Here is a 20,108-nt window from a genome sequence, read left to right as displayed (position 1 = left end):
GGCCGGCTTTGCCGTCGCCTGCGACAAATTAGGGAGCGTCAAATGAACGCGTTTTATGTGCTGGGCGCCGTCGTCTCGGCTGGTTTGCTCGTGTACCTGCTGGTGGCGCTGCTGAAGGCGGAGGAACTGTGATGACGACGCAATCGATACTGTTATTGGTGGCTTTCCTGGCCGTGCTGCTGGCCGCCGGCTATCCGCTGGGCCTGTACATGGCCAAGGTGGCCGGCGATGCGCCCGTGCGCGGCCTGGGCTGGCTGCAAAAGCTGGAAAACCTGCTGTACCGCTGGTCCGGCCTGCCCGCCGACAAGGCCATGGGCTGGAAAAGCTATGCCATCGCCCTGATCGTCTTCAATACCGTGGGCGCCGTCTTCGTCTACGGCCTGCAGCGCCTGCAGGGCTTCCTGCCCTTGAATCCCCAGGGCCTGGGCGCCGTCAGCCCCGATTCCTCGTTCAATACCACCGTCAGCTTCGTCGCCAATACCAACTGGCAGGGCTACGGCGGCGAACAGACCATGAGCTACCTGACCCAGATGCTGGGCATGGCATGCCAGAACTTCTTTTCGGCCGCCACCGGCATCGCCGTCATCTTCGCGCTGGTGCGCGGCTTCGCCTCGCGCTCGGGCAAATCGATCGGCAATTTCTGGGTCGACCTGGTGCGTTCCACCCTGTATATCCTGCTGCCGCTGTCGCTGGCCCTGTCCGTCGTCTTCATGGGCGAAGGCATGATCCAGAATTTTTCCGCCTACAAGGAAGTGACCCTGCTCGACCACGTGGCGTATGAAACGCCGAAAACGACGGCCGACGGCCAGCCCGTGCTGGACGCCGCCGGCAAACCCGTGATGGAAGCGCAAGTGGCGGCCACGCAGACGATCGCCATGGGCCCCGTCGCGTCGCAGGAATCGATCAAGCTGCTGGGCACGAATGGCGGCGGCTTCTTCAACGCCAATTCCTCGCACCCGTATGAAAACCCGACCGTCCTGTCGAACTTCCTGCAGATGCTGGCCATCTTCCTCATTCCCGCCGGCCTGTGCTTCACCTTCGGCCGCATGGTGGGCGACCTGCGCCAGGGCTGGGCCGTGCTGGCCGCGATGTCCCTGATCTTCGTCGTCATGACGGCCGGCGTGATGAGCGCCGAGCAGCAAGCCAATCCATCCTTGCAAGCGCTGGGCGTGGACCAGCAGGCCAGCAGCCTGCAATCGGGCGGCAATATGGAAGGCAAGGAAACGCGCTTCGGCATCAGCTCCTCGACCCTGTTCGCGGCGGTGACGACGGCCGCATCGTGCGGCGCCGTCAATTCCATGCACGACTCCTACATGCCCCTGGGCGGCATGGTGCCGCTGCTGCTGATGCAGTTCGGCGAAGTGATTTTCGGCGGCGTGGGCACGGGCCTGTACGGCATGCTGATGTTCGCCATCCTGGCCGTCTTCATTGCCGGCCTGATGATAGGCCGCACGCCTGAATACCTGGGCAAGAAAATCCAGGCTTATGAAATGAAGATGGTGTCGCTGGCCATCCTGATCACGCCAGCCCTGGTCTTGACGGGCACGGCGATCGCCGTGATGGTCGAACCGGGCAAGATCGGCGTGGCCAACCCGGGCGCGCACGGCTTCTCCGAGATCCTGTACGCGTTCACATCGGCCGCCAACAACAACGGCAGCGCGTTTGCCGGCCTGTCCGCCAACACGCCGTTCTATAACGTGATGCTGGCGATCGCCATGTGGTTCGGCCGCTTCGGCGTGATCGTGCCCGTGCTGGCGGTGGCCGGTTCGCTGGCGGGCAAGCAGCGCCTGTCGGCCAATGCCGGCACCATGCCCACGCACGGCCCCATGTTCATCGGCTTGCTGATCGGTGTCGTCGTGCTCGTCGGTGTATTGAATTACGTTCCCGCGCTGGCCCTGGGCCCGATCGTCGAACACCTGCAACTTTTCATCAAATAAGAGGCTACCATGTCACGCACAAGCCTGACTTTGTTCGATTCCGCACTGATCGGCCCCGCCGTCGTCGATGCGTTCAAAAAACTCGACCCCCGCACGCAGTGGCGCAGCCCCGTGATGTTCGTCGTCTACGTTGGCAGCATCATCACGACCCTGCTGGCGACCCAGGCCGGGATCAGCGGCGGCCAGGGTGAAGCGCCATTCGGCTTCATCGTCGCCGTCGCCGTGTGGCTGTGGTTTACCGTGCTGTTCGCGAACTTTGCCGAAGCGCTGGCCGAAGGCCGCAGCAAGGCGCAGGCGGCCTCGTTGCGCGCCCTCAAGCAGACGGTGATGGCAAAGAAAATGCAAACGCCGAAATACGGCACCTCCTGGCTGCCCACGCCGGCCACCGACCTGCGCAAGGGCATGACGGTGCTGGTCGAGGCGGGCGACGTGATTCCCGCCGACGGCGAAGTGACGGCCGGCGTGGCTTCCGTCGATGAAAGCGCCATCACGGGCGAATCGGCGCCCGTCATCCGCGAGTCGGGCGGCGACTTTTCCGCCGTGACGGGCGGCACCCGCGTGCTGTCCGACTGGCTGCTGGTGCGCGTTTCCGTCAACCCCGGCGAAGCCTTCATCGACCGCATGATCGCCATGGTCGAAGGCGCCAAGCGCCAGAAGACGCCGAACGAGATCGCCCTGACGATTCTGCTCGTGGCCCTGTCGATCGTCTTCCTGATCGTCACCGTGACCCTGCTGCCGTATTCGCTGTTTTCCGTGGCGGCGGCCGGCAGTGGCACGCCCGTGACGATCACGGTGCTGATCGCGCTGCTCGTGTGCCTGATTCCGACCACCATCGGCGGTTTGCTGTCCGCCATCGGCGTGGCCGGCATGAGCCGCATGATGCAGGCCAATGTGATCGTCACCTCGGGCCGTGCCGTGGAAGCGGCCGGTGACGTGGACGTGCTGCTGCTCGATAAAACGGGCACCATCACCTTGGGCAACCGCCAGGCGTCGAGCTTCGTGCCTGCGCCCGGCGTGACGGAGCAGCAGCTGGCCGACGCGGCGCAACTGGCCTCGCTGGCCGATGAAACGCCGGAAGGGCGCAGCATCGTCGTGCTGGCCAAGCAGAAGTTCAACATCCGCGAACGCGAGATGGCCAGCCTGCACGCCACCTTCGTGCCCTTCACGGCGCAAACGCGCATGAGCGGCGTCGATATCGCGGGCGAACAGCAGGTGCGCCAGTTGCGCAAGGGCGCGGCCGATTCCATGAAAAAGTATGTGGAAGCGCTGGGCCAGCCGTATCCTGATGAAGTGGCGCGCGCCGTCGACGATATCGCGCGCCGCGGCAGCACGCCGCTGGTGGTGGTCGACGACGGCCGTGTCATGGGCGCTGTGGAGCTCAAGGATATCGTCAAGGGCGGCATCAAGGAGCGCTTCGCGGAATTGCGCCGCATGGGCATCAAGACCGTCATGATCACGGGCGACAACAAGCTGACGGCTGCCGCGATTGCGGCCGAAGCGGGCGTGGACGATTTCCTCGCCGAAGCGACGCCGGAAGACAAGCTCAAACTGATCCGCAGCTACCAGTCCGAAGGCCGCCTGGTGGCGATGACGGGCGACGGCACCAACGATGCGCCCGCGCTGGCGCAGGCCGACGTGGCCGTGGCCATGAATTCGGGCACGCAGGCGGCAAAGGAGGCGGGCAATATGGTCGACCTGGATTCGAACCCGACCAAGCTGCTGGAAATCGTTGAAATCGGCAAGCAGATGCTGATGACGCGCGGTTCGCTGACGACGTTTTCGATTTCGAACGACATCGCCAAGTACTTCGCCATCATCCCGGCCGCCTTCGTGGGCACCTATCCACAGCTAAAAGCGCTGGACATCATGCACCTGGCCAGCCCCGCCTCGGCCATCATGTCGGCCGTGATCTTCAATGCCCTGATCATCGTCGTGCTGATTCCGCTGGCGCTGAAAGGCGTGCAATACCGGGCCATCGGCGCGGCCAGCCTGTTGCGCCGCAATCTGCTGATCTACGGCCTGGGCGGCATCGTCCTGCCCTTCATCGGGATCAAGCTGATCGATATGCTGCTGTCCGCACTCAATTTAGTCTAAAGGAACCATCATGAGCACCATCGTACGTCCCGCCCTGGTCCTGTTTGCCGCGCTGACCGTGATCTGCGGCGTCGTCTATCCATTCGCCACGGCCGGCATCGGCCAGCTGGCTTTCAGCGATGAAGTCAACGGCAGCATCGTCGAGCGTGGCGGAAAACCCGTCGGCTCGACCCTGATCGGCCAGTCCTTCACCTCGCCCAAGTACTTCTGGGGCCGTCCATCGGCCACCGCGCCGATGGCGAACAACGGCGCCGGTTCAGGCGGCTCGAACCAGGGACCGACCAATCCGGCCCTGGTGGACGCCGTCAAGGCGCGCATCGCCGCCCTGAAGGAAGCGGATCCCGGCAACACGCGCGCCATTCCCGTCGACCTGGTAACGGCGTCGGGCAGCGGCCTGGATCCGGAAATCAGCCTGGCCGGCGCCCTGTACCAGGCGCCGCGCGTGGCCCGCGTGCGCGCCGTGCCGCTGGCGCAGGTGGAAAACGCCATCGCCAAGGCGCAGAAAACCGCATATATCGGCTTTTTCGGTGAACCGCGCGTGAATGTGCTGGAATTGAATCTGGCGTTGGACGCCATGGCAAAGTAAGCTGGCGAAGGCGCGCAGGTCGGCATCGTGCGCGGCCTGGCCAATGATGTCGTCGGATGACGCGCTAGCGCGCTAATCCGACCTACTTGACGCCATGGCGAAATAAGGCGCAGGTCGGCGTAGGTCGGCTTAGCGCAGCGTAAGCCGACATCGCCACCAGCCAGGCCAACGATGTTGTCGGATTACGCGCGCCCTTCGGACGCGCTAATCCGACCTACAAAGCCCAGGAAGATTAAAATACAACATGCTCCCCAACGACAGCCAACGCCCCGACCCTGATGCCCTGCTGGCGCAAGTGCAGGCGCAGGAAAAGAAAGCCGCACGCGGCCGGCTGCGCATCTATTTTGGCGCCTCGGCCGGCGTCGGCAAGACGTATGCGATGCTGGCGGCCGCGCGCAAATTGCTGGCCGATGGCCAGGACTTGCTGGTGGGCGTGGTGGAGACGCATGGGCGCCAGGATACGGCGGCCCAGCTTGACGGGCTGCCCGTGCTGCCCCTGAAGGCCATCGAGTACCGGGGCAAGACCCTGTACGAGTTCGACCTCGATGAAGCGCTGCTCCGCGCGCCGCCTTTGATACTGATGGATGAACTGGCCCACTCGAACGTGGCCGGCTCGCGCCATCCGAAGCGCTGGCAGGATGTCGAGGAATTGCTGGCCGCCGGCATCGACGTGCTGTCGACCGTGAACGTGCAGCACCTGGAAAGCCTCAATGACGTGGTGGGGGGGATCACCGGCGTGCGCGTGGCCGAAACCTTGCCCGACACGGTATTCGACCGCGCCGATGAAGTGGTGCTGGTCGATATACCCGCCGATGAACTGCTGCGCCGCCTGAAGCAGGGCAAGGTGTACCAGCCGTTGCAGGCCGAGCGGGCGTCGCAGCATTTTTTCCGCAAGGGCAATCTGATCGCCTTGCGCGAACTGGCCTTGCGCCGCACGGCGGACCGGGTGCAGGACGACGTGCAGGCTTACCGCGTCGAGAAATCGATCAATCCCGTGTGGAAGACGGGCGCCGCGCTGCTGGCCTGCGTGGGACCGCACGCGGGGGGCGAACACGTAATCCGCAGCACGGCGCGACTGGCCAGCCAGCTGAATGCGGAATGGCATGCGCTGTACGTGGAAACGCCGCGTTTGCAGCGCCTGCCGGCGGGCCAGCGCGAACGCATCTTGAAAACCCTGAAACTGGCGCAGGACCTGGGCGCGCGCACGGCCATTGTGCCGTCCGCCGACATCGCCGGCGCCGTGGTCGAGTATGCGCGCAGCGCGAATATTTCGAAAGTCATCGTGGGCCGCGGCCGCACCAATGCGCTGGCGCGCCTGTGGCAGGCGCCGCCGGCCGCGCGCATGGCCAGCCTGGCACCCGATATCGATCTGATCGAAGTGGGCTTGCCGCCAGCCGATGCGGCGCCCCGGCGCGCAAGCGGCGACGATGCGGAAACGCCGCGCCGGTCCTCGCGCCATTGGCGCTACATCGTGGCCGCCGGCGTCAGCCTGGCCACGGCCCTCGCCTCGGTTCCATTACAGCCTTATCTTGACCTGGCCAATATCGCCATGCTGTCCCTGCTGACGGTGGTGCTGGTGGCCGTGCGCCTGGGGCGCGGGCCGGCGGCGCTGGCCAGCCTGGTGGGCGTGGCCAGTTTCGATTTCATCTTCGTGCCGCCCCGTTTCTCGTTTGCCGTGGGCGACTTCCAGTACGTGATCACGTTTGGCGTGATGCTGGCCGTGGGCCTGATCACGGGCCACCTGACGGCCGGCCTGCGCTTTCAGGCGCGCGTGGCTTCGCACCGCGAGGCGCGCGCCCGCGCCCTGTACGAATTTTCGCGCGAGCTGTCCGGCGTGCTGCAGACGGAGCAGATTTTCGACATCACGAAAAGCGCCATCGAACGGGCTTTCCGCGCGCGCGCCACCTTGCTGTTGCCCGATGACGAAGGCAGCTTGCAGGCCCCGAACGGCGGCGAGGCGCTCGATATCGGCATCGCCCAGTGGGCCTTCGACCATGCGCAGGCGGCGGGGACGGGCACCGACACCTTGCCGGCTTCCCCCATTTTCTACCTGCCGCTGATCGCGCCCATGCGCACGCGCGGCGTGCTGGCGCTGCTGCCGCTCGAGGGCGCGCAGCGCGGGCGCTGGCTGCTGGTGCCGGAACAGCGCCAGCACCTCGATACCTTTGCCGCGCTGGCGGCCATCGCCCTCGAGCGCGTGCACTACATCGACGTGGCCCAGGGCGCATTGCTGCAGATGGAGTCCGAGCGGCTGCGCAATTCGCTGCTGGCGGCCCTGTCGCACGATTTGCGCACCCCTTTGACGTCGCTGGTGGGGCTGGCCGAATCGCTGGCTTTGTCCCGGCCCGCGCTGTCGCCCGCGCAGCTGGACATGGCGCGCTCGCTGCAATCCGAAACCGTGCGCATGAGCGCCCTGGTGGCGAACTTGCTGGACATGGCGCGCATCGAGAGCGGCCAGGTGCGACTGAACCTGCAATGGCAGGCGCTGGAAGAAGTGGTGGGCAGCGCGCTGCGCGCCAGCGGCCCGCAATTGCAGCAGCATGCCGTGCAGACGCAGCTGGCGCCGGACTTGCCGCTGGTGCGCTACGACGCCGTGCTGGTCGAACGCGTGCTGTGCAACCTGCTGGAAAACGCGGCCAAGTACACGCCGCCCGGCAGCACCATCACGGTCGCGGCCGGGGTACACGGCCAGTTCCTGCAGGTGACGGTGTTTGACGATGGTCCGGGCTTGCCGCCGGGCCGAGAAGAAGCCATCTTTGAAAAATTCACGCGCGGCGAACGCGAATCGAACAAGCCGGGTGTCGGCTTGGGGCTGGCCATTTGCCGCGCCATCGTCGAAGCCCACGGAGGCACCATCCACGCGCAGCCGCACGCGCCGGGACAGGGTGCCGCCATCGTCTTCAGCCTGCCGCTGGGCACGCCGCCGGCGCCGCCCGAGCTCGAGTTCGATGACGCCAATGATCATGAAACAGGAAAACCAATATGAACGAACCTTCCGCCACCGCCTTGCTGGTCGAGGATGAACCGCAAATCCGCCGCTTCGTGCGCGCCGCGCTGGAAGACGAGGGCTGGCAGATTTTCGAGTCCGCCACCATGCAGCGGGGCTTGATCGATGCGGGCACGCGCCGGCCCGACCTGATCGTGCTGGACCTGGGGCTGCCCGACGGCGACGGCATCGATTTCATCGCCGACATCCGCAAATGGTCGGCCGTGCCCATCATCGTGCTGTCGGCGCGGGTCGACGAACAGGACAAGATCCGCGCGCTCGACGCGGGCGCCGATGACTACTTGACCAAGCCGTTCGGCGTGGGCGAATTGCTGGCCCGCGTGCGCGCCACCTTGCGCCGCCAGCGCCAGCCCGCCGCCAGCGACGATGGCGTGGTGCAGTTTGGCGACGTGCGGGTCGATCTGAAGGACCGCCTGGTCACGCGCAACAAGCAGCTGGTGCACATGACACCGACGGAATTCCGTTTGCTGTCCGTGCTCGTGAAGAACGCGGGCAGGGTGGTCACCAATCCCCAGCTGCTGCGGGAAGTATGGGGGCCGTCGAACAGCGAAAACGGCCATTACCTGCGCATCTACATGGGGCATCTGCGCCAGAAGCTGGAAGCCGATCCGGCCCAGCCGCAGTACCTGCTGACGGAAACGGCCGTCGGCTACCGGCTGCTGCTGCCGCTCTAACACCTTTGTGTCCCCTGTTTGAAAACAGGCGCCGCGCGCGCCAGGGGGACGCTTTACTTAAAATTTTTGCAGCGATTTTTTGCAGCGGCGGGCCAGCTGCGCCATGTTGGCAAAGGCCCATACCACCAATGAAGAAGAACAACCATGAACAAAATGCTACTTGCACTTGCCGTCGCCACCGCCTTGACGGGCAGCCTGGCCCACGCGGACGAGGCCAAGCCCGATAATGAAGTGAGCTTCAACGTGGCCGGCGTATCCGACTACCGCTACCGCGGCATTTCGCAGACGCGCTTGAAACCCGCGCTGCAGGGCGGCGTCGACTATGTCAACAATCCGACGGGCTTGTACGCGGGAGCCTGGGCCTCCACCATCAAGTGGACCAAGGACGCCGGCGGCAGCGGCGACGTGGAAGTGGACCTGTATGCGGGCAAGCGCGGCCAGTTGGGCGGCGATGTCGGCTATGACGTGGGCGTGCTCGCCTATGTGTATGCGGACAACGGCTTGAAGCACGTCGCCGGCCTGGCCGACGCGGACACGCAGGAAGTCTACGGCCAGTTGTCGTATGGCCCCGCCTATATCAAGTATTCGCACGCCGTCTCGAACCTGTTCGGCATCGTCAACAGCAAGAACAGCGGCTACCTGGACATCGGCGCGACTATCGACCTGACGAACGGCTGGACCGGCAACCTGCACGCAGGCCACCAGAAGGTCAAGAACAATGATGCGTCGAGCTACACGGACTTGAAAGTGGGCGTCACGCGCGACTTCGGCATTGTTTCGGGCGCGCTGGCCGTGATCGGCACGAACGCGGGCAAATCGGCCTATGCCTCGCCCGTGAATGGCAAATTCATGGGCAAGACGGCGCTGCAGCTGACGGTCAGCAAGACGTTTTAATTGACAGGGAAGGGAGGCGGCGCATGCGCCGCCTTTTTTTGCGCCACGGGGTCAGACCCGTCGGGTCTGACCCCAGCTGTCGAGAGCTATGCTGCGCGGTGATGGTTGTCGAAGACGGCGCAATACAGCTGTCCCAGGCCGACCACGCGGGCGGCCGGGATCTGCGCGGCCAAGGCATGGGCGGGCGCCGCTTGCGTGTCCGTTGCCAGCAGCACGCGCAGGCCCGGATTGGCGCTGCGCGCATGTGCGATGCGGCGCGCCAGGCCTGATCGCGCGGCGGCGTCGACGACACCGTCGAGCGGCACCACCAGTACGCGCGCGGCGACCAGGGCCGAACGGCTGCCCATGGAGTCGCGGCCTTCGCTGTCGATGACGATGTCGTGGTAGCAGTGCACCAGGTGTTCCAGCTCCGGCTGCAAACCCTTGGCGCTGATGGCGCGCGCCATCAGGCGCGGCCGCGTCAGGCTGCCGTGCATGGCGCCGTCGTGCATGTTCCTCGCCTGCGCCATGGCGCCCTGGCGCGGGTCGGCATCGAGCAGCAAGACCTTGCGTCCGGCCAGCGCCCGCGAGGCGGCCAGCCGCCCGGCCAGGATGGATTTCTCCATCCCTCCGCGTTCATCCGTGATGGCGATGATCATCTTGGCGCACGGCTGGCATGATGTTGGCAGGGGAAACCAGCTGCAGCAGACAGCCTTCGCGCGGCTCGTCCCTGTCGCTGGCCGTCCATACGGGCAGTTCCAGCAGGGGCTCGAGTGCCGCGGCCAGGGCGGCCTGGCCGGCGGCCGACATCGGCGTCATCGGCAGGCGCAAGGCGTTGCGCACCTTGCCCTGCATGGCCAGCGCCGCTTTGACGGGAGCGGGATTCGGTTCGGCAAACAGCAGGCGGATGACGGGCAGCATAGCCTTGAACAGGGCGCCGGCGGCGCCGTGGCGGCCCTGCCTGACGAGGTGGTACAGCTGCGCGTACAGGTCGGGGCGCACCTGGGCGGCGGCCGACATGGCGCCATGGCCGCCCATGGACAGGCTGGCCAGCAGCAGCGCATCGTCGCCGCACAACACGTCCAGGCGCGTGTCGAGCAGCAGTTCGCCCAGTTGCTGCAGCTTGCCGCCCGCTTCCTTGATGGCGACGAAGTGCGAGTCGCATGCCAGCAGCGCGGCCGTTTGCGGTTCGATATTGACGCCCGTGCGGGCCGGCACGTTGTACAGCACGATGGACTGGTCGGTGGCGGCGGCGATGGCCTGGAAGTGGCGCACGATGCCGTCCTGCGCAGGGCGCACATAGGCGGGTGCGGAGACCAGCAGGCCCGCCAGCGGATGGTCGTTGTAGCGCTGCACCGTGGCGACGACGCTGCGCGTATCGCTGCCGCCTATCCCCATCACGACGGGGAAGCGGGGGCCGACGGCTTCGAGCACGCTATCGAGCAGCATGGTCTGTTCGGCGGCGCTCAGCATGGCCGCTTCGCCCGTGGTGCCGCACACCACGAGGCCGTCGATGCCGCTGGCGGCCAGTTCGCACGCGAGCTGCTGGGCCGCGTCGAAGTCGATGTCGCCATCGCTATCGCGGAAGGGCGTGACCATCGGCACCCAGATGCCCTGGAAGTGCGCGGTGATGCGCATTGAGGACATCGCCTGCTCGCAGGAATACTGGTTCATAGCGATTTCCCCTGGCTGATGCGGCCAAATTCGGCCGCCGGCAGCAGGCGCATGACGGCATCCATCGTCAGGCGCAGGGCAGGTTCCGTCACGCACAGCCAGACTTTCATGCGCTCGGCGTGGTCGACCGCCTCGACGCGCATGAACGACAGCATGCCGCCGCACGTCCTGACGACCAGCTGGCGCAGCTCGGCCAGGCAGGCTTTGTCGACCGTGATATGCATGAGGAAAGTGGGCAGGCGCGGGTGGCGGTGGGGCAGGGCTTGATGTGCGGACAGGCGTGAATGGGGTTCCATGGTGGCTTTGCAGCGGTGGTTGAGGTACGTTCAAGATTAGCAGCGGGGGCGTAAAGATTCTCTAAAAAGCGGGGCCGCCAGCGTAAACGGGGCGTATGCGTTTGCCGCCGGCGTGTTGCGTGGATGCCCCGCAGGTATGCTTTTGTTACAAAATTGAATCGTGCTTTTGAAGGCAGGGGTTTATATTGAAACCGTTCTCCGCTTTCAGTCAGCCCCGCCATGTCAGACGAAAAAGATCCCCAGCAGCCCCCGTCCACCGACCCAGCGCCGCCAGCACCGGCGCGGCCCGACAGGGTCGGCCGCCGGGCACCCGATGAGGAGCACCGCGCGCGCGACGCCGCCCCCCGCTACCTGAAGGATAACGATACGCCGCTGGCGCTGGCCTGGCGTGTCATCTCGTCGCGCTACCGCTCCATGCGCGACAAGGCCAGCCGCGATTTCATGCGGCGCACCCTGCGCATCGGCATCTCGGCGCGCATTTTCCACCCCGAGCCGGGCGCCACTGGGCTGCGCAGCAAGAACCTGCAATACCTGGAAGAGTCGATCGCGCAGTGGGTCATGTCGCGCGACGTGCTGGTGTTCATGATCCCGACGGTCAATACCAGCGGTCAGCTACACCCGAGCAATATCACCCTGCGCCACTATGCGCGCCACCTGGACGGCCTGGTGCTGCAGGGGGGCGCCGACGTCTCGCCGCAGACGTATTCCGAGGCGGCCACGCGGCCCGAATGGAACGGCGACCGGGCGCGCGACCTGTACGAACTGGAACTGCTGCACGAATTCGTCGATGCGGGCAAACCCGTGCTGGGCATATGCCGCGGCTGCCAACTGATCAACGTGGGCTTTGGCGGCACCCTGTACCAGGACATCGCTTCGGACGTGGAAGGCGCCGCCTCGCACGTCAACGACCTGTATGACCGTCACCGCCACACCATCGTCTTCCCGAAAGGCTCGTCGCTGGCCGGCATGTTCCCGAAGGCGGGCGAGGCGCTCGTCAATTCCATCCACCACCAGTCGGTCAAGGACCTGGGGCGCGACGTCACCGTGGAAGCGTATTCGCAAGGGGACAATATCGTCGAAGCCATCCGCTACCAGCGGGCGCGTTTTGTCATGGGCTTACAGTGGCACCCGGAATTCCATTCGGCGGGCGGCGTCGAGCTGCTCGATTGCACGCCCATCCTCGATAATTTCTTGCGCGCGGCGCGGGAGACGCGGTTTTGAGTACGCACCTGATGCGCCGGCGCATGGTACTGGCCGGCCTGCTGGCGCTGCCCCTGGCGGGCTTGCGCGCGGCGCCGCGTCCGCACGACGGCCCGCTGCCGTTTGCGCTGACGTCCGCCGCGCGGGCCCGCACGCTCAAGGCGAAGGTGGCGCCGGCCATCGCGGAACAGGTGCTCAAGGCGGCGCGCAAGGATGCGGCGCGGCCCGTGCATCTGATGGCCGAAGTGCGCACGGGCGGCTTGCTGAAGGGCGAGGGCGGGCGCGAGACCAGCCAGCAGGCGCAGGAAGACTGGCGCCAGGCGCGTTTGCAGGCCTTGGCCTGGCGGCTGTCGGGCGAGATGGCGCATTTCGAGGCGGCGCGCCAGTTGCTGCTGGCCTGGAGTGGCGGCTATGCGCCCTCGTTCAGTCCCATCGACGAGACGGAGCTGGCCAGCCTGTTGATGGGCTTTGACCTGGTGCAGGAACGCTTGAATGGTGTCGAACGCGAGCAGGTGCAGGCGTTTTGCCGCACCCTGGCGAACGGGTATCTGAGCGATCCCGTCAAGGTGGGCGGCCCGTCCACGGCGCGCAATAACTGGCATAGCCACCGCATCAAGATCGGTGCGGCCGCCGCGTATGTCACGGGCGACGCCTTGCTGATCGCGCGCGCGAAGGAGCGCTTCCTGGCGCACGTGCCGCGCAATATCGGCGCCGGCGGCGTGCCCTTCGACTTCGAGCAGCGCGACGCCCTCCATTACACCACCTACAGCCTGGAGCCGCTGCTGACGACGGCCCTGATGGCGCAGGCGCATGGCGACGACTGGTATGGCGCGCCGGAAGCGAAGCGCCTTGCCGAGGCACTGGCCTGGCTGTCACCGTATGCGCAGGGCAAAAAAACGCACGAGGAGTTCGCAAAAAGCGCCGTACCCTTCGACCGCAAGCGCGTGGCGGCCGGCGAAAAGGGCTTTACGGGGAATTGGGAACCGAAGGGCGCCGCCAATGTGTATTTGCTGGCGGCGCGCTTCGATCCCGCTTACCTCTCCCTGGCGCTGGAATTGCGTCCGCCAGCCTGGGCGCTGGCGCTGTACGGCAACTGATTAAAACTTCGTGCGCAAGGTCAGCATGACATTGCGTGGTTCGCCGTAAAAGCCCGTCTGGAACAGGCCCAGGCCCGTGAAGTACTTTTTACCCGTCAGGTTGTTCACGTTCAGGCTGGCCGTTGTGTTCTTGCTGATTTCATAGCGGGCCAACAGGTTGACCAAGGCAAAGCCGCCTTGTTCAATGCGCGCATAGTCATTGGCGGCCGGGTTCCAGATATGGCCGTAAAAGCCGCTTTGCCAGTTGACGCCACCACCCACGGTGATTTTATTCAGGCTGGCCGGCAGGCGCCATGTCCCCTGCACGCGCAGCAGGTGCGGCGGCTGCGTCGTTTGCAGCATGGTGGAAAACACTTCCTGCCCATCCTTGTCGCGGATACGCGTATAGGTATAGCCGGCGCTCAGTTTTACATCGTTCAGCACTTCGCCGGTCACTTCCATTTCCAGGCCGCGGCTGGTGACGCCGTCGATGCCTTCATACGCTTCCTCGCCATTGACCTCGCCCACATAGTTGGCCACGTTGCTCTGGCGGATCTGGTACAGCGAGGCGCTGGCGTTGACTTTACCTTCCAGGAATTCGGCTTTCACGCCCGCTTCAAACCCCTTGCCGCGCACGGGGGCGAGGAAGTTGCGGTTCATGTCGCGGTTGCTTTGCGGCGCGAAGATGCTCGTGTAGCTGCCGAAGAGGGAATAGGTTTTGTCCAGGTCATACACGATGCCCGCATACGGCGTGATGACATTGCTTTCGTCGATACGCGAGGTGATGCGCGCCGTGCCGCTGTCGAAGAAGGTACGGTCCTGGTCCTGCTTGTAGTTGCTGATGCGGGCACCGACGATGACGGACAGCGCATCCAGGGGACGCAGGCGCAGCGCGCCATACAGGCCGCTCTGGCGTGTCTTGTCGTTGTCCTTGCCCAGGCGCGTGAACGCCGGTTCCGCGTACTGGCCGCGCCAGTCGAAGTAGCTGCCTTCCACGGGCGGGTAGACGGATTCGTAGACGGGACCGTCCTGCTTCGCGCTGGAATGGGAATAGCCGATCATCGCTTCGTGGCGGCGGCCGAAGGCCGTAAATGGTCCGCTGGCGTCGACGTTGACGGTGGTCTGGCGGCGGTCGCCCTTGTATTTACCCATGAAGAAGTAGGCGCCTTCGCCCGTGACGGGATCGGGATTGCCGCCGCTGGCCGAACCGAGCACGCTGTCATGCTTGCTGCGCAGCTGGTTGGCGCTCAATTTCAGTTTCCACTCGTTGGCGAACGTATGTTCGAGCGACGAGAACAGCGTGGTGTTCTGCATGTCGCGGCGGCTCCAGTTTGTGGCCGGGTTCCACGAGGTGGGGAAATCCGTGCGCGAGCCGTCGGCCAGCAGCACGGGGAAGCCGGTCCAGGTCGAGCCGCGCGGCTTGTAGTCCTGGTGCGTGAAGCCGGCCGTCAGCAGGGTGACGGGTGTCAGGTCCGCCTCGATGATGCCGTAAGCGACGGACTTCTGCTGCGTGTAGCGGTCCAGGTGGGAATGCTTGTTCTGGTAGGCGCCCACCAGTCGGCCGCGCACCGTGCGGCTGGCATTGAGCGGGCCGGAGACATCGGCTTCGCCGCGGTAGTTGTCCCACGATCCCGCGCCCAGGGTGGCCGAGCCCTCGAAGGCTGCGGTGGGGCGTTTGCGCACCATGTTGACGGTGGCCGACGGGTCGCCCGAGCCGCTCATCAAGCCCGTCGCACCCTTCAGCACTTCGATGCGGTCGTAGATGGCCATGTCGCTGTTCGTCGTGCCCCAGTCGTAGACGCCGTCATAGATGGCCGACACGCCGTCATACTGGAAATTGGTGACGGCAAAGCCGCGCGCCCAGAAGCTCCAGCGGTCGCTGTCATAGTTTTGCACGTTGACGCCATTGACGTTCTTCATGACATCGGAGACGGCATTGCTGTTCTGGTCATCCATCTGCTGGCGCGTGACGATGGTCAGCGATTGCGGCGTTTCGCGCTGCGTCAGGGCCAGGCCCGTGGCGCCGCTGGCGGGGCCGCCCGTATAGCTGCCCGTGCCGCTGGTGACGGCGCTGCGTTCGGCCGCCGCCACCACCGTGACGCCGCCCATGACGGCCACGCGGCGGCTGTCCGCCGAAGGGGCGCCGGCGCTGGCGGGGATTTTCTGCAGCAGGTAGCCGCCATTCGCCTGCGGTACGGCTTGCAGGCCGCTGCCGGCCAGCAGCACGCGGAAACCATCGTGCACGCCATAGCTGCCTTGCAGGCCGGCACTGCGCAAGCCCTGCGTGGCCTCGCTGGAGAACGACAATAAAATGGCGCTGTCGCTGCCGAAGCGCGTCAGCACGTCGCCCAGCGCACCGGCGGGAATGCTGTAGGCGCGCACTTGCCGGGTTTGCGCCTGGGCCGATGCCGGCAGGGCCAGGGCCATGCCGATCTGCGACAGGGCGCAGGCGAGGACGGTGCGGGTAAGGAGGGAACGCGAAGCGTGGTGCATGGAATAAAACCTTTCGTGGATGCGCAAGATGGAGACTGCCTATCTTCCAGGTCACGCAAGCACGCCGAAACAGCTCACTTTGCAGAAAATATTTTTCAGCGGGCCGCCAGTTCGATCCTGACGACTTGATGGCCCCAGAAGCGCGTGACGGTATGGCGCCGCAGATGCAGGCTGGCGCCGACGGCGTCGAGGATGGCATCGACATCGGCCAGCGGGTAGGAGCCGGAGACGCGCAGGCCGGCGATGGCGGGCGCGCAGCTCAATGGATGGCCGCTGTAGCGCGACAGCTCGGCGAGGAAATCGGCCAGGCGCATGTCGCGCGCCACCAGCATGCCATTGAGCCACGCGCCGCCATACGGCGCCAGGGCCTGGCGGTGCACGCCCGTGCCGTCGAAATGGGCGCCTTCGCCGGGACGCAGCACCAGGCGCTGCGCGCCATCATCGGCCAGCACGGCGACGGCCCCTTCGAGCACGCCGGCGCTGGCGTATTGCTCGTGCAGGCGCACGGTGAAACGCGTGCCCAGCGCCTGCAGGCTGCCGTGCGGCGTGCCGACGAAGAAGGGGCGCTGCACCGCATCCTTGCCCGTGGCGATGAAGATTTCGCCGGCCAGCAGTTCGATGCGGCGCTGTGCGCCGTCGTAAGCGATATTCACTGCGCTATTGGTATTGAGTGTGAGCTGCGTGCCGTCATCGAGGGTCACGACGCGGCGCTGGTTGACGGCCGTGCGGTAGTCGGCCATCCAGCCGCGCCATGGGCTGCGGCGTTCGAACGCATACAGCGGGGCGCCGCAGGCCAGCAGCAGTGCCAGGGTCTTGACGGCGTGGCGGCGCGACGCGTTCGCTTGCACGCAGGCGCGCAGCAGGGTCGCGTGCACGGCGGGCGGCAGGTGTTCGTGCTGCATTTGCAGTTGCTGCCACGCCTGCGTGGCGCTGCCGGCGCGCTGCAGATGGCGTTTCACGGTGGCCAGCGAGATGCCGAGCTGGCGCGCGATGTCTTCCTGCGACAGTTCGTCAAGCTGGCGTAGCAAAAAAGCCCGTTTCACGGGAGGCGGCAAGCCGTCGAGCATGCGGTCGAGTTCAAACACGGTGGCCAGCAGCAGCGCCCGATCCTCGGGCGACGGCGCATGCAGGGGCGGCAGCTGCGCCAGCACGTCGAGGTAAGCCTGCTCCAGTTTCTGGCGGCGGTAATGGTTGAACAGCACGCGCTGGGCGACAGTGGCGAGAAAGGCGCGCGGTTCGCGCGCGGCGACGGCGTCTTCGCGGTCGAGCAGGCGCATGAAGGTGTCCTGCGCCACATCGGCCGCGCATGCCGTGCTGCCCAGCTTCTTGCGCAGCCAGCCCTGCAGCCAGCCGTGGTGGTCGGCATACAGTGTCGCGATGTCCTGGCGTTGTAGCGGCTTTGCCAGCGGCATCGCGTTCCCCTTGCATGGCCGGCCCGGTGGGCTGGCGTTTTTAAATAATAATAAGAATCATTCTCACTTATTGTAACAAGCGGGGGATGGCGCTGTAAATGACGGGGAGGCGCGGTGTGGTTTTTTGGGTTGAAGAGAGGGTAGGTCGGACTAGGTGGGGCCGCCGAGGTCCGAAGGACCGTAATCCGACGCCACCACTGGCGCTCACAATGTTGTCGGATTACGCCCTACGGGCTAATCCGACCTACGTTTCCAGGCTGAGCAGCCTTAGTAGTTCATCGGCTCACCGCGAAAACACCGGATCGCCGAATCGACCATGCCCTCGGCGCTGCCCTGCAGGCTGTGCTGCTTGCGCAGGTATTGCGCGTCGCTCCATTGTTTGGCCACGTCCGACAGGTGTTTCAGGGCCGGCGTGCTGCCCAGCGCCTCGGCGTGCGGTTCCATCTTGCGCAGGGTGGTCATGATGTCTTCACGCAGCGACATCGTTTCGTAGGTTTTCGGATGCGTGATGGCGCCGTCGAGGCCGAAGCGGCAAGCCTGGAAGCGGTTGTAGTTATATACGAGGTAATCGTCTTCGACCGGCGGCACCTCCTTGCGTTCGAGCAGGTAGCGGCACAGGGCCTGCAGGTAGGCGGCCAGCGCGGCGGCCCGTTCCACCGTCAGCGGCGTGTCGCACACGCGCAGTTCGATGGTGCCGAATTCCGGCTTGGGACGGATATCCCAGTAAAAATCCTTCATGCTCTTGATGATGCCCGTGTTCTCCATCTTGGCGAAATACTCGTTGGAGAACTGGTCCCAGCTCAGCGTGAACGGCGCGCGCCCGCTCATGGGAAACGCGAACACGGAGTTCAGGCGGGCCGAGTCGAACAGGGTGTCGCGGCCCTGCACGTAGGGCGAGGAAGCCGACAGGGCGATGAAGTGGGGGATGTAGCGGTTCAGCGAATGCAGCAGGAACATGGCGTCGTCGCCCGAGGCGCAGCCGATGTGCACGTGCTGGCCGAAGATGGTGAACTGCTTGGCCAGGTAGCCGTACAGCTCCGAAATCTCCTGGAAGCGGGGCTTGGAAAAGATCTTTTGCGACGACCATTGCTGGAACGGGTGCGTGCCGCCGCCCGCGATGCCGATATTGAGCTTGTCGCCGGCCGTGATCAAGGTGTCGCGGATTTCCTGCAACTGCGCCAGCAGGGGCCCGTGGTACGTATGCACGCTCGAGTTAATCTCGATCATGCTCTCGGTGATTTCCGGCGTGACGTTGCCGGGGAACGGCTTTTTATTCAGCAGATGCAGCAGGTCGGGGCTGGCGGCCGTCAAGTCATAGTCCGACAGGTTCACCAGTTGCAGTTCGAGTTCGACGCCGAAGGTCAGCGCGGCCGATTGGCCAAAGGGTTCCAGCGGCATTTAGCGCTCCTTGATTTCGTGGGTTTCTTTGGCCAGCATCAGCACGCGCTGCACCAGCACGGGGCCGACCAGTTCCAGGCCCAGGGTGATGGCGGCCAGGGCGTTCAATTCGTCGCCGAAGTTCACGCCGTGCTGGCGAGCGTGTTCGAGCAGCAGGATGATGAAGACGGAAACGGGCGTCAGCGCCACGCCCGTCAGCACGCCCTTGCGCCAGGAAATGCCGCTCACGTGCGAAAACGCGGCCACGCCGGCGACCTTCGTCAGCAAGCGTCCGCCGACGACGGCCAGGGCCAGGCCCGCGCCGGCCGTCACGCTGGCCCATTCCAGGGTCGAGGCGGCATACACGAACAGCAGCACCGTCAGCAGCTCGCCCATGGCGCCGAAATTGCGCTGCGCCTGGCTGAAGGCGACACGGCGGTGGCGCGCCACCAGGCCGAAAGTGAGCGTGGCCAGCAGCGGCGACAGGCTGGTGGTGTAGGTCAGGGCGACGAGCAGCATCACCGACAGCGCGAACGCCACGGTGGCATCCTGCGCCATATTGCCCAGGCGGCGCAGCATGGCCGGCACGACGATGCCGAAGACGGTGCCGGCGGCCACCGAGGCGGCCAGCACGGCGGCGCTGCTGCTGCTCGCCTCGATCAGGTCGGTGGAGCTCTGGAACATCCAGAAGCCGACGATGATGTTGAACGTGAAGACGGCCAGCACGCAATTCAAGGCCGTGAGGTGGACGATGCGCTCCGTGACCTGGCCCGAGCTGCGCTCCTCGTTGATGACGCGCATGATGGTGGCCGGCGAGGTGGACATGGCCAGCGATGCGAGCAGCAGCGCCGTCATCGAAGTGCTGCCGAATTCGATGCCGATGAAGTAGACGACGGCAAAGGTCAGCAGGGATTCGACCAGGCCCGTGACGGCGATCCACGGGTTGTTCTTCAGCCAGCGCAGGTTGATGCGGTAGCCGACCTCGAACAGGATCAGGCCGAAGGCCACGTCGGCCAGCACCAGCATGGGACCGGCGTCCGTCTGCGGCAGGATGCCCACCTGCGTCTGCGCGAGGACGAATCCGATCACGCCGTAAAAACTGATGCGCGGCAGGCCGGTCCAGCGGTGGCCGAATTCGCCCACCACCCAGGCCAGGGTAATGGCGAACGGCCAGGACAGGTCGGCGGCGATCGAGATCAGACTTTGCATGCTCATTCCTTTGAAAATGGCGCTGGCACCGGCCGGCAGCACGGGGGCTGGCGCGGCAATGTCGTGGTGCAGCGATGGTGCATTGTTTGCGCAGAGCGATGCGCCGATTCTACCGGAGCAGAAGGCGCGCACGATGTGCGCAATCGAACAGTGTCGCGGCCATGGCGGCCGCGCACAGGATGCAGCAGGTTGGGCAGGGC

16 protein-coding genes and 1 pseudogene are annotated in these 20,108 nt (G+C 65.4%); 9 read left to right on the top strand and 8 right to left on the bottom strand.

Translation table 11 applies throughout. The annotated features are described in order from the left end of the window. Nucleotides 1-42 precede the first annotated feature (42 nt). The 7 genes from kdpF (at nucleotide 43) to IGS55_RS25710 (ending at nucleotide 9,192) form a co-directional block, all read left to right on the top strand. Nucleotides 43-132: a K(+)-transporting ATPase subunit F gene (gene kdpF, locus IGS55_RS25740; RefSeq protein WP_034746483.1), complete on the top strand. Its 90-nt coding sequence runs from the start codon at nucleotides 43-45 to the stop codon at nucleotides 130-132. Further along, nucleotides 132-1,937 (top strand): potassium-transporting ATPase subunit KdpA, encoded by a 1,806-nt coding sequence (gene kdpA / locus IGS55_RS25735; RefSeq protein ID WP_230518837.1) that lies wholly within the window; start codon nucleotides 132-134, stop codon nucleotides 1,935-1,937. The genes kdpF and kdpA overlap by 1 nt, the downstream gene beginning before the upstream one ends. A gap of 9 nt (nucleotides 1,938-1,946) precedes the next feature. After that, on the top strand, nucleotides 1,947-4,031 hold the full coding sequence (kdpB, locus tag IGS55_RS25730; RefSeq protein WP_230518838.1) for a potassium-transporting ATPase subunit KdpB: 2,085 nt from the start codon (nucleotides 1,947-1,949) through the stop codon (nucleotides 4,029-4,031). Nucleotides 4,032-4,041: 10 nt separating this feature from the next. Then, on the top strand, nucleotides 4,042-4,617 hold the full coding sequence (gene kdpC, locus IGS55_RS25725; protein ID WP_230518839.1) for a potassium-transporting ATPase subunit KdpC: 576 nt from the start codon (nucleotides 4,042-4,044) through the stop codon (nucleotides 4,615-4,617). 244 nt (nucleotides 4,618-4,861) lie between these two features. Further along, a complete protein-coding gene (locus IGS55_RS25720; RefSeq protein ID WP_230518840.1) occupies nucleotides 4,862-7,603 on the top strand; it encodes a DUF4118 domain-containing protein in 2,742 nt (913 codons plus the stop codon). Further along, nucleotides 7,600-8,298 carry a two-component system response regulator KdpE gene (kdpE, locus tag IGS55_RS25715; protein WP_034746496.1) on the top strand — a complete coding sequence of 233 codons (699 nt, stop codon included), beginning with the start codon at nucleotides 7,600-7,602 and terminating at the stop codon, nucleotides 8,296-8,298. Before IGS55_RS25720 ends, kdpE begins: the two co-directional genes overlap by 4 nt. A 144-nt stretch (nucleotides 8,299-8,442) precedes the next feature. Next, nucleotides 8,443-9,192, top strand: coding sequence for a TorF family putative porin (locus IGS55_RS25710; protein ID WP_230518841.1), 750 nt, complete (start codon nucleotides 8,443-8,445; stop codon nucleotides 9,190-9,192). Nucleotides 9,193-9,278: 86 nt separating this feature from the next. Here the strand turns inward: IGS55_RS25710 and IGS55_RS25705 are convergent, their stop codons facing one another. Genes IGS55_RS25705 through IGS55_RS25695 form a run of 3 tightly spaced genes read right to left on the bottom strand, consistent with a single transcriptional unit; the run spans nucleotide 9,279 to nucleotide 11,141 of the window. Continuing rightward, nucleotides 9,279-9,797, bottom strand: a complete 519-nt coding sequence (locus IGS55_RS25705) for a cobyrinic acid ac-diamide synthase (RefSeq protein ID WP_230537302.1) — start codon at nucleotides 9,795-9,797, stop codon at nucleotides 9,279-9,281. Nucleotides 9,798-9,807: 10 nt separating this feature from the next. Further along, nucleotides 9,808-10,845: a 4-hydroxy-tetrahydrodipicolinate synthase gene (gene dapA, locus IGS55_RS25700; protein ID WP_230518843.1), complete on the bottom strand. Its 1,038-nt coding sequence runs from the start codon at nucleotides 10,843-10,845 to the stop codon at nucleotides 9,808-9,810. Continuing rightward, a complete protein-coding gene (locus tag IGS55_RS25695; RefSeq protein ID WP_230518844.1) occupies nucleotides 10,842-11,141 on the bottom strand; it encodes a hypothetical protein in 300 nt (99 codons plus the stop codon). Before IGS55_RS25695 ends, dapA begins: the two co-directional genes overlap by 4 nt. Before the next feature lie 219 nt (nucleotides 11,142-11,360). On the opposite strand from IGS55_RS25695, the gene IGS55_RS25690 reads away from it, so the two are divergent. Both IGS55_RS25690 and IGS55_RS25685 read left to right on the top strand, forming a co-directional pair. Continuing rightward, complete coding sequence (locus IGS55_RS25690; RefSeq protein ID WP_230518845.1) at nucleotides 11,361-12,362, top strand: gamma-glutamyl-gamma-aminobutyrate hydrolase family protein; 1,002 nt, start codon at nucleotides 11,361-11,363, stop codon at nucleotides 12,360-12,362. Beyond that, nucleotides 12,359-13,438, top strand: a complete 1,080-nt coding sequence (locus IGS55_RS25685) for an alginate lyase family protein (RefSeq protein WP_230518846.1) — start codon at nucleotides 12,359-12,361, stop codon at nucleotides 13,436-13,438. The genes IGS55_RS25690 and IGS55_RS25685 overlap by 4 nt, the downstream gene beginning before the upstream one ends. On the opposite strand, the gene IGS55_RS25680 is transcribed toward IGS55_RS25685, so the two are convergent. The 5 genes and pseudogenes from IGS55_RS25680 to IGS55_RS25660 all read right to left on the bottom strand — a co-directional run bounded on the left by IGS55_RS25680 (nucleotide 13,439) and on the right by IGS55_RS25660 (nucleotide 19,908). Then, nucleotides 13,439-15,910, bottom strand: a complete 2,472-nt coding sequence (locus IGS55_RS25680; protein ID WP_230518847.1) for a TonB-dependent siderophore receptor — start codon at nucleotides 15,908-15,910, stop codon at nucleotides 13,439-13,441. Nucleotides 15,911-16,005: 95 nt separating this feature from the next. Continuing rightward, nucleotides 16,006-16,650 carry a FecR domain-containing protein gene (locus IGS55_RS25675; protein ID WP_230518895.1) on the bottom strand — a complete coding sequence of 215 codons (645 nt, stop codon included), beginning with the start codon at nucleotides 16,648-16,650 and terminating at the stop codon, nucleotides 16,006-16,008. A gap of 189 nt (nucleotides 16,651-16,839) precedes the next feature. Beyond that, nucleotides 16,840-17,322: pseudogene (locus IGS55_RS25670) on the bottom strand (sigma-70 family RNA polymerase sigma factor); the annotation flags it as partial. A gap of 267 nt (nucleotides 17,323-17,589) precedes the next feature. Beyond that, the gene (locus IGS55_RS25665) at nucleotides 17,590-18,720 is read right to left on the bottom strand and encodes a YbdK family carboxylate-amine ligase (RefSeq protein WP_230518848.1); all 1,131 of its coding nucleotides are present in this window, start codon (nucleotides 18,718-18,720) and stop codon (nucleotides 17,590-17,592) included. Then, complete coding sequence (locus IGS55_RS25660; protein ID WP_046684256.1) at nucleotides 18,721-19,908, bottom strand: cation:proton antiporter; 1,188 nt, start codon at nucleotides 19,906-19,908, stop codon at nucleotides 18,721-18,723. Between the last annotated feature and the right edge of the window lie 200 nt (nucleotides 19,909-20,108).

The sequence above is a fragment of the Janthinobacterium sp. EB271-G4-3-2 genome (assembly GCF_020858035.1).
Lineage (GTDB): Bacteria > Pseudomonadota > Gammaproteobacteria > Burkholderiales > Burkholderiaceae_D > Janthinobacterium > Janthinobacterium aestuarii.
Note: the sequence above shows the minus strand (reverse complement) of the source record. Positions and strands in the feature narration are given on the sequence as shown.

Excerpts from the sequence above, each read along its gene's own strand:
- kdpF (WP_034746483.1), top strand. The coding sequence starts at position 43 with ATGAACGCGTTTTATGTGCTGGGCGCCGTCGTCTCGGCTGGTTTGCTC.
- kdpA (WP_230518837.1), top strand. The coding sequence starts at position 132 with ATGACGACGCAATCGATACTGTTATTGGTGGCTTTCCTGGCCGTGCTG.
- kdpB (WP_230518838.1), top strand. The coding sequence starts at position 1,947 with ATGTCACGCACAAGCCTGACTTTGTTCGATTCCGCACTGATCGGCCCC.
- kdpC (WP_230518839.1), top strand. The coding sequence starts at position 4,042 with ATGAGCACCATCGTACGTCCCGCCCTGGTCCTGTTTGCCGCGCTGACC.
- IGS55_RS25720 (WP_230518840.1), top strand. The coding sequence starts at position 4,862 with ATGCTCCCCAACGACAGCCAACGCCCCGACCCTGATGCCCTGCTGGCG.
- kdpE (WP_034746496.1), top strand. The coding sequence starts at position 7,600 with ATGAACGAACCTTCCGCCACCGCCTTGCTGGTCGAGGATGAACCGCAA.
- IGS55_RS25710 (WP_230518841.1), top strand. The coding sequence starts at position 8,443 with ATGAACAAAATGCTACTTGCACTTGCCGTCGCCACCGCCTTGACGGGC.
- IGS55_RS25705 (WP_230537302.1), bottom strand. The coding sequence starts at position 9,797 with ATGGAGAAATCCATCCTGGCCGGGCGGCTGGCCGCCTCGCGGGCGCTG.
- dapA (WP_230518843.1), bottom strand. The coding sequence starts at position 10,845 with ATGAACCAGTATTCCTGCGAGCAGGCGATGTCCTCAATGCGCATCACC.
- IGS55_RS25695 (WP_230518844.1), bottom strand. The coding sequence starts at position 11,141 with ATGGAACCCCATTCACGCCTGTCCGCACATCAAGCCCTGCCCCACCGC.
- IGS55_RS25690 (WP_230518845.1), top strand. The coding sequence starts at position 11,361 with ATGTCAGACGAAAAAGATCCCCAGCAGCCCCCGTCCACCGACCCAGCG.
- IGS55_RS25680 (WP_230518847.1), bottom strand. The coding sequence starts at position 15,910 with ATGCACCACGCTTCGCGTTCCCTCCTTACCCGCACCGTCCTCGCCTGC.
- IGS55_RS25675 (WP_230518895.1), bottom strand. The coding sequence starts at position 16,650 with ATGGCCGACTACCGCACGGCCGTCAACCAGCGCCGCGTCGTGACCCTC.
- IGS55_RS25665 (WP_230518848.1), bottom strand. The coding sequence starts at position 18,720 with ATGCCGCTGGAACCCTTTGGCCAATCGGCCGCGCTGACCTTCGGCGTC.
- IGS55_RS25660 (WP_046684256.1), bottom strand. The coding sequence starts at position 19,908 with ATGCAAAGTCTGATCTCGATCGCCGCCGACCTGTCCTGGCCGTTCGCC.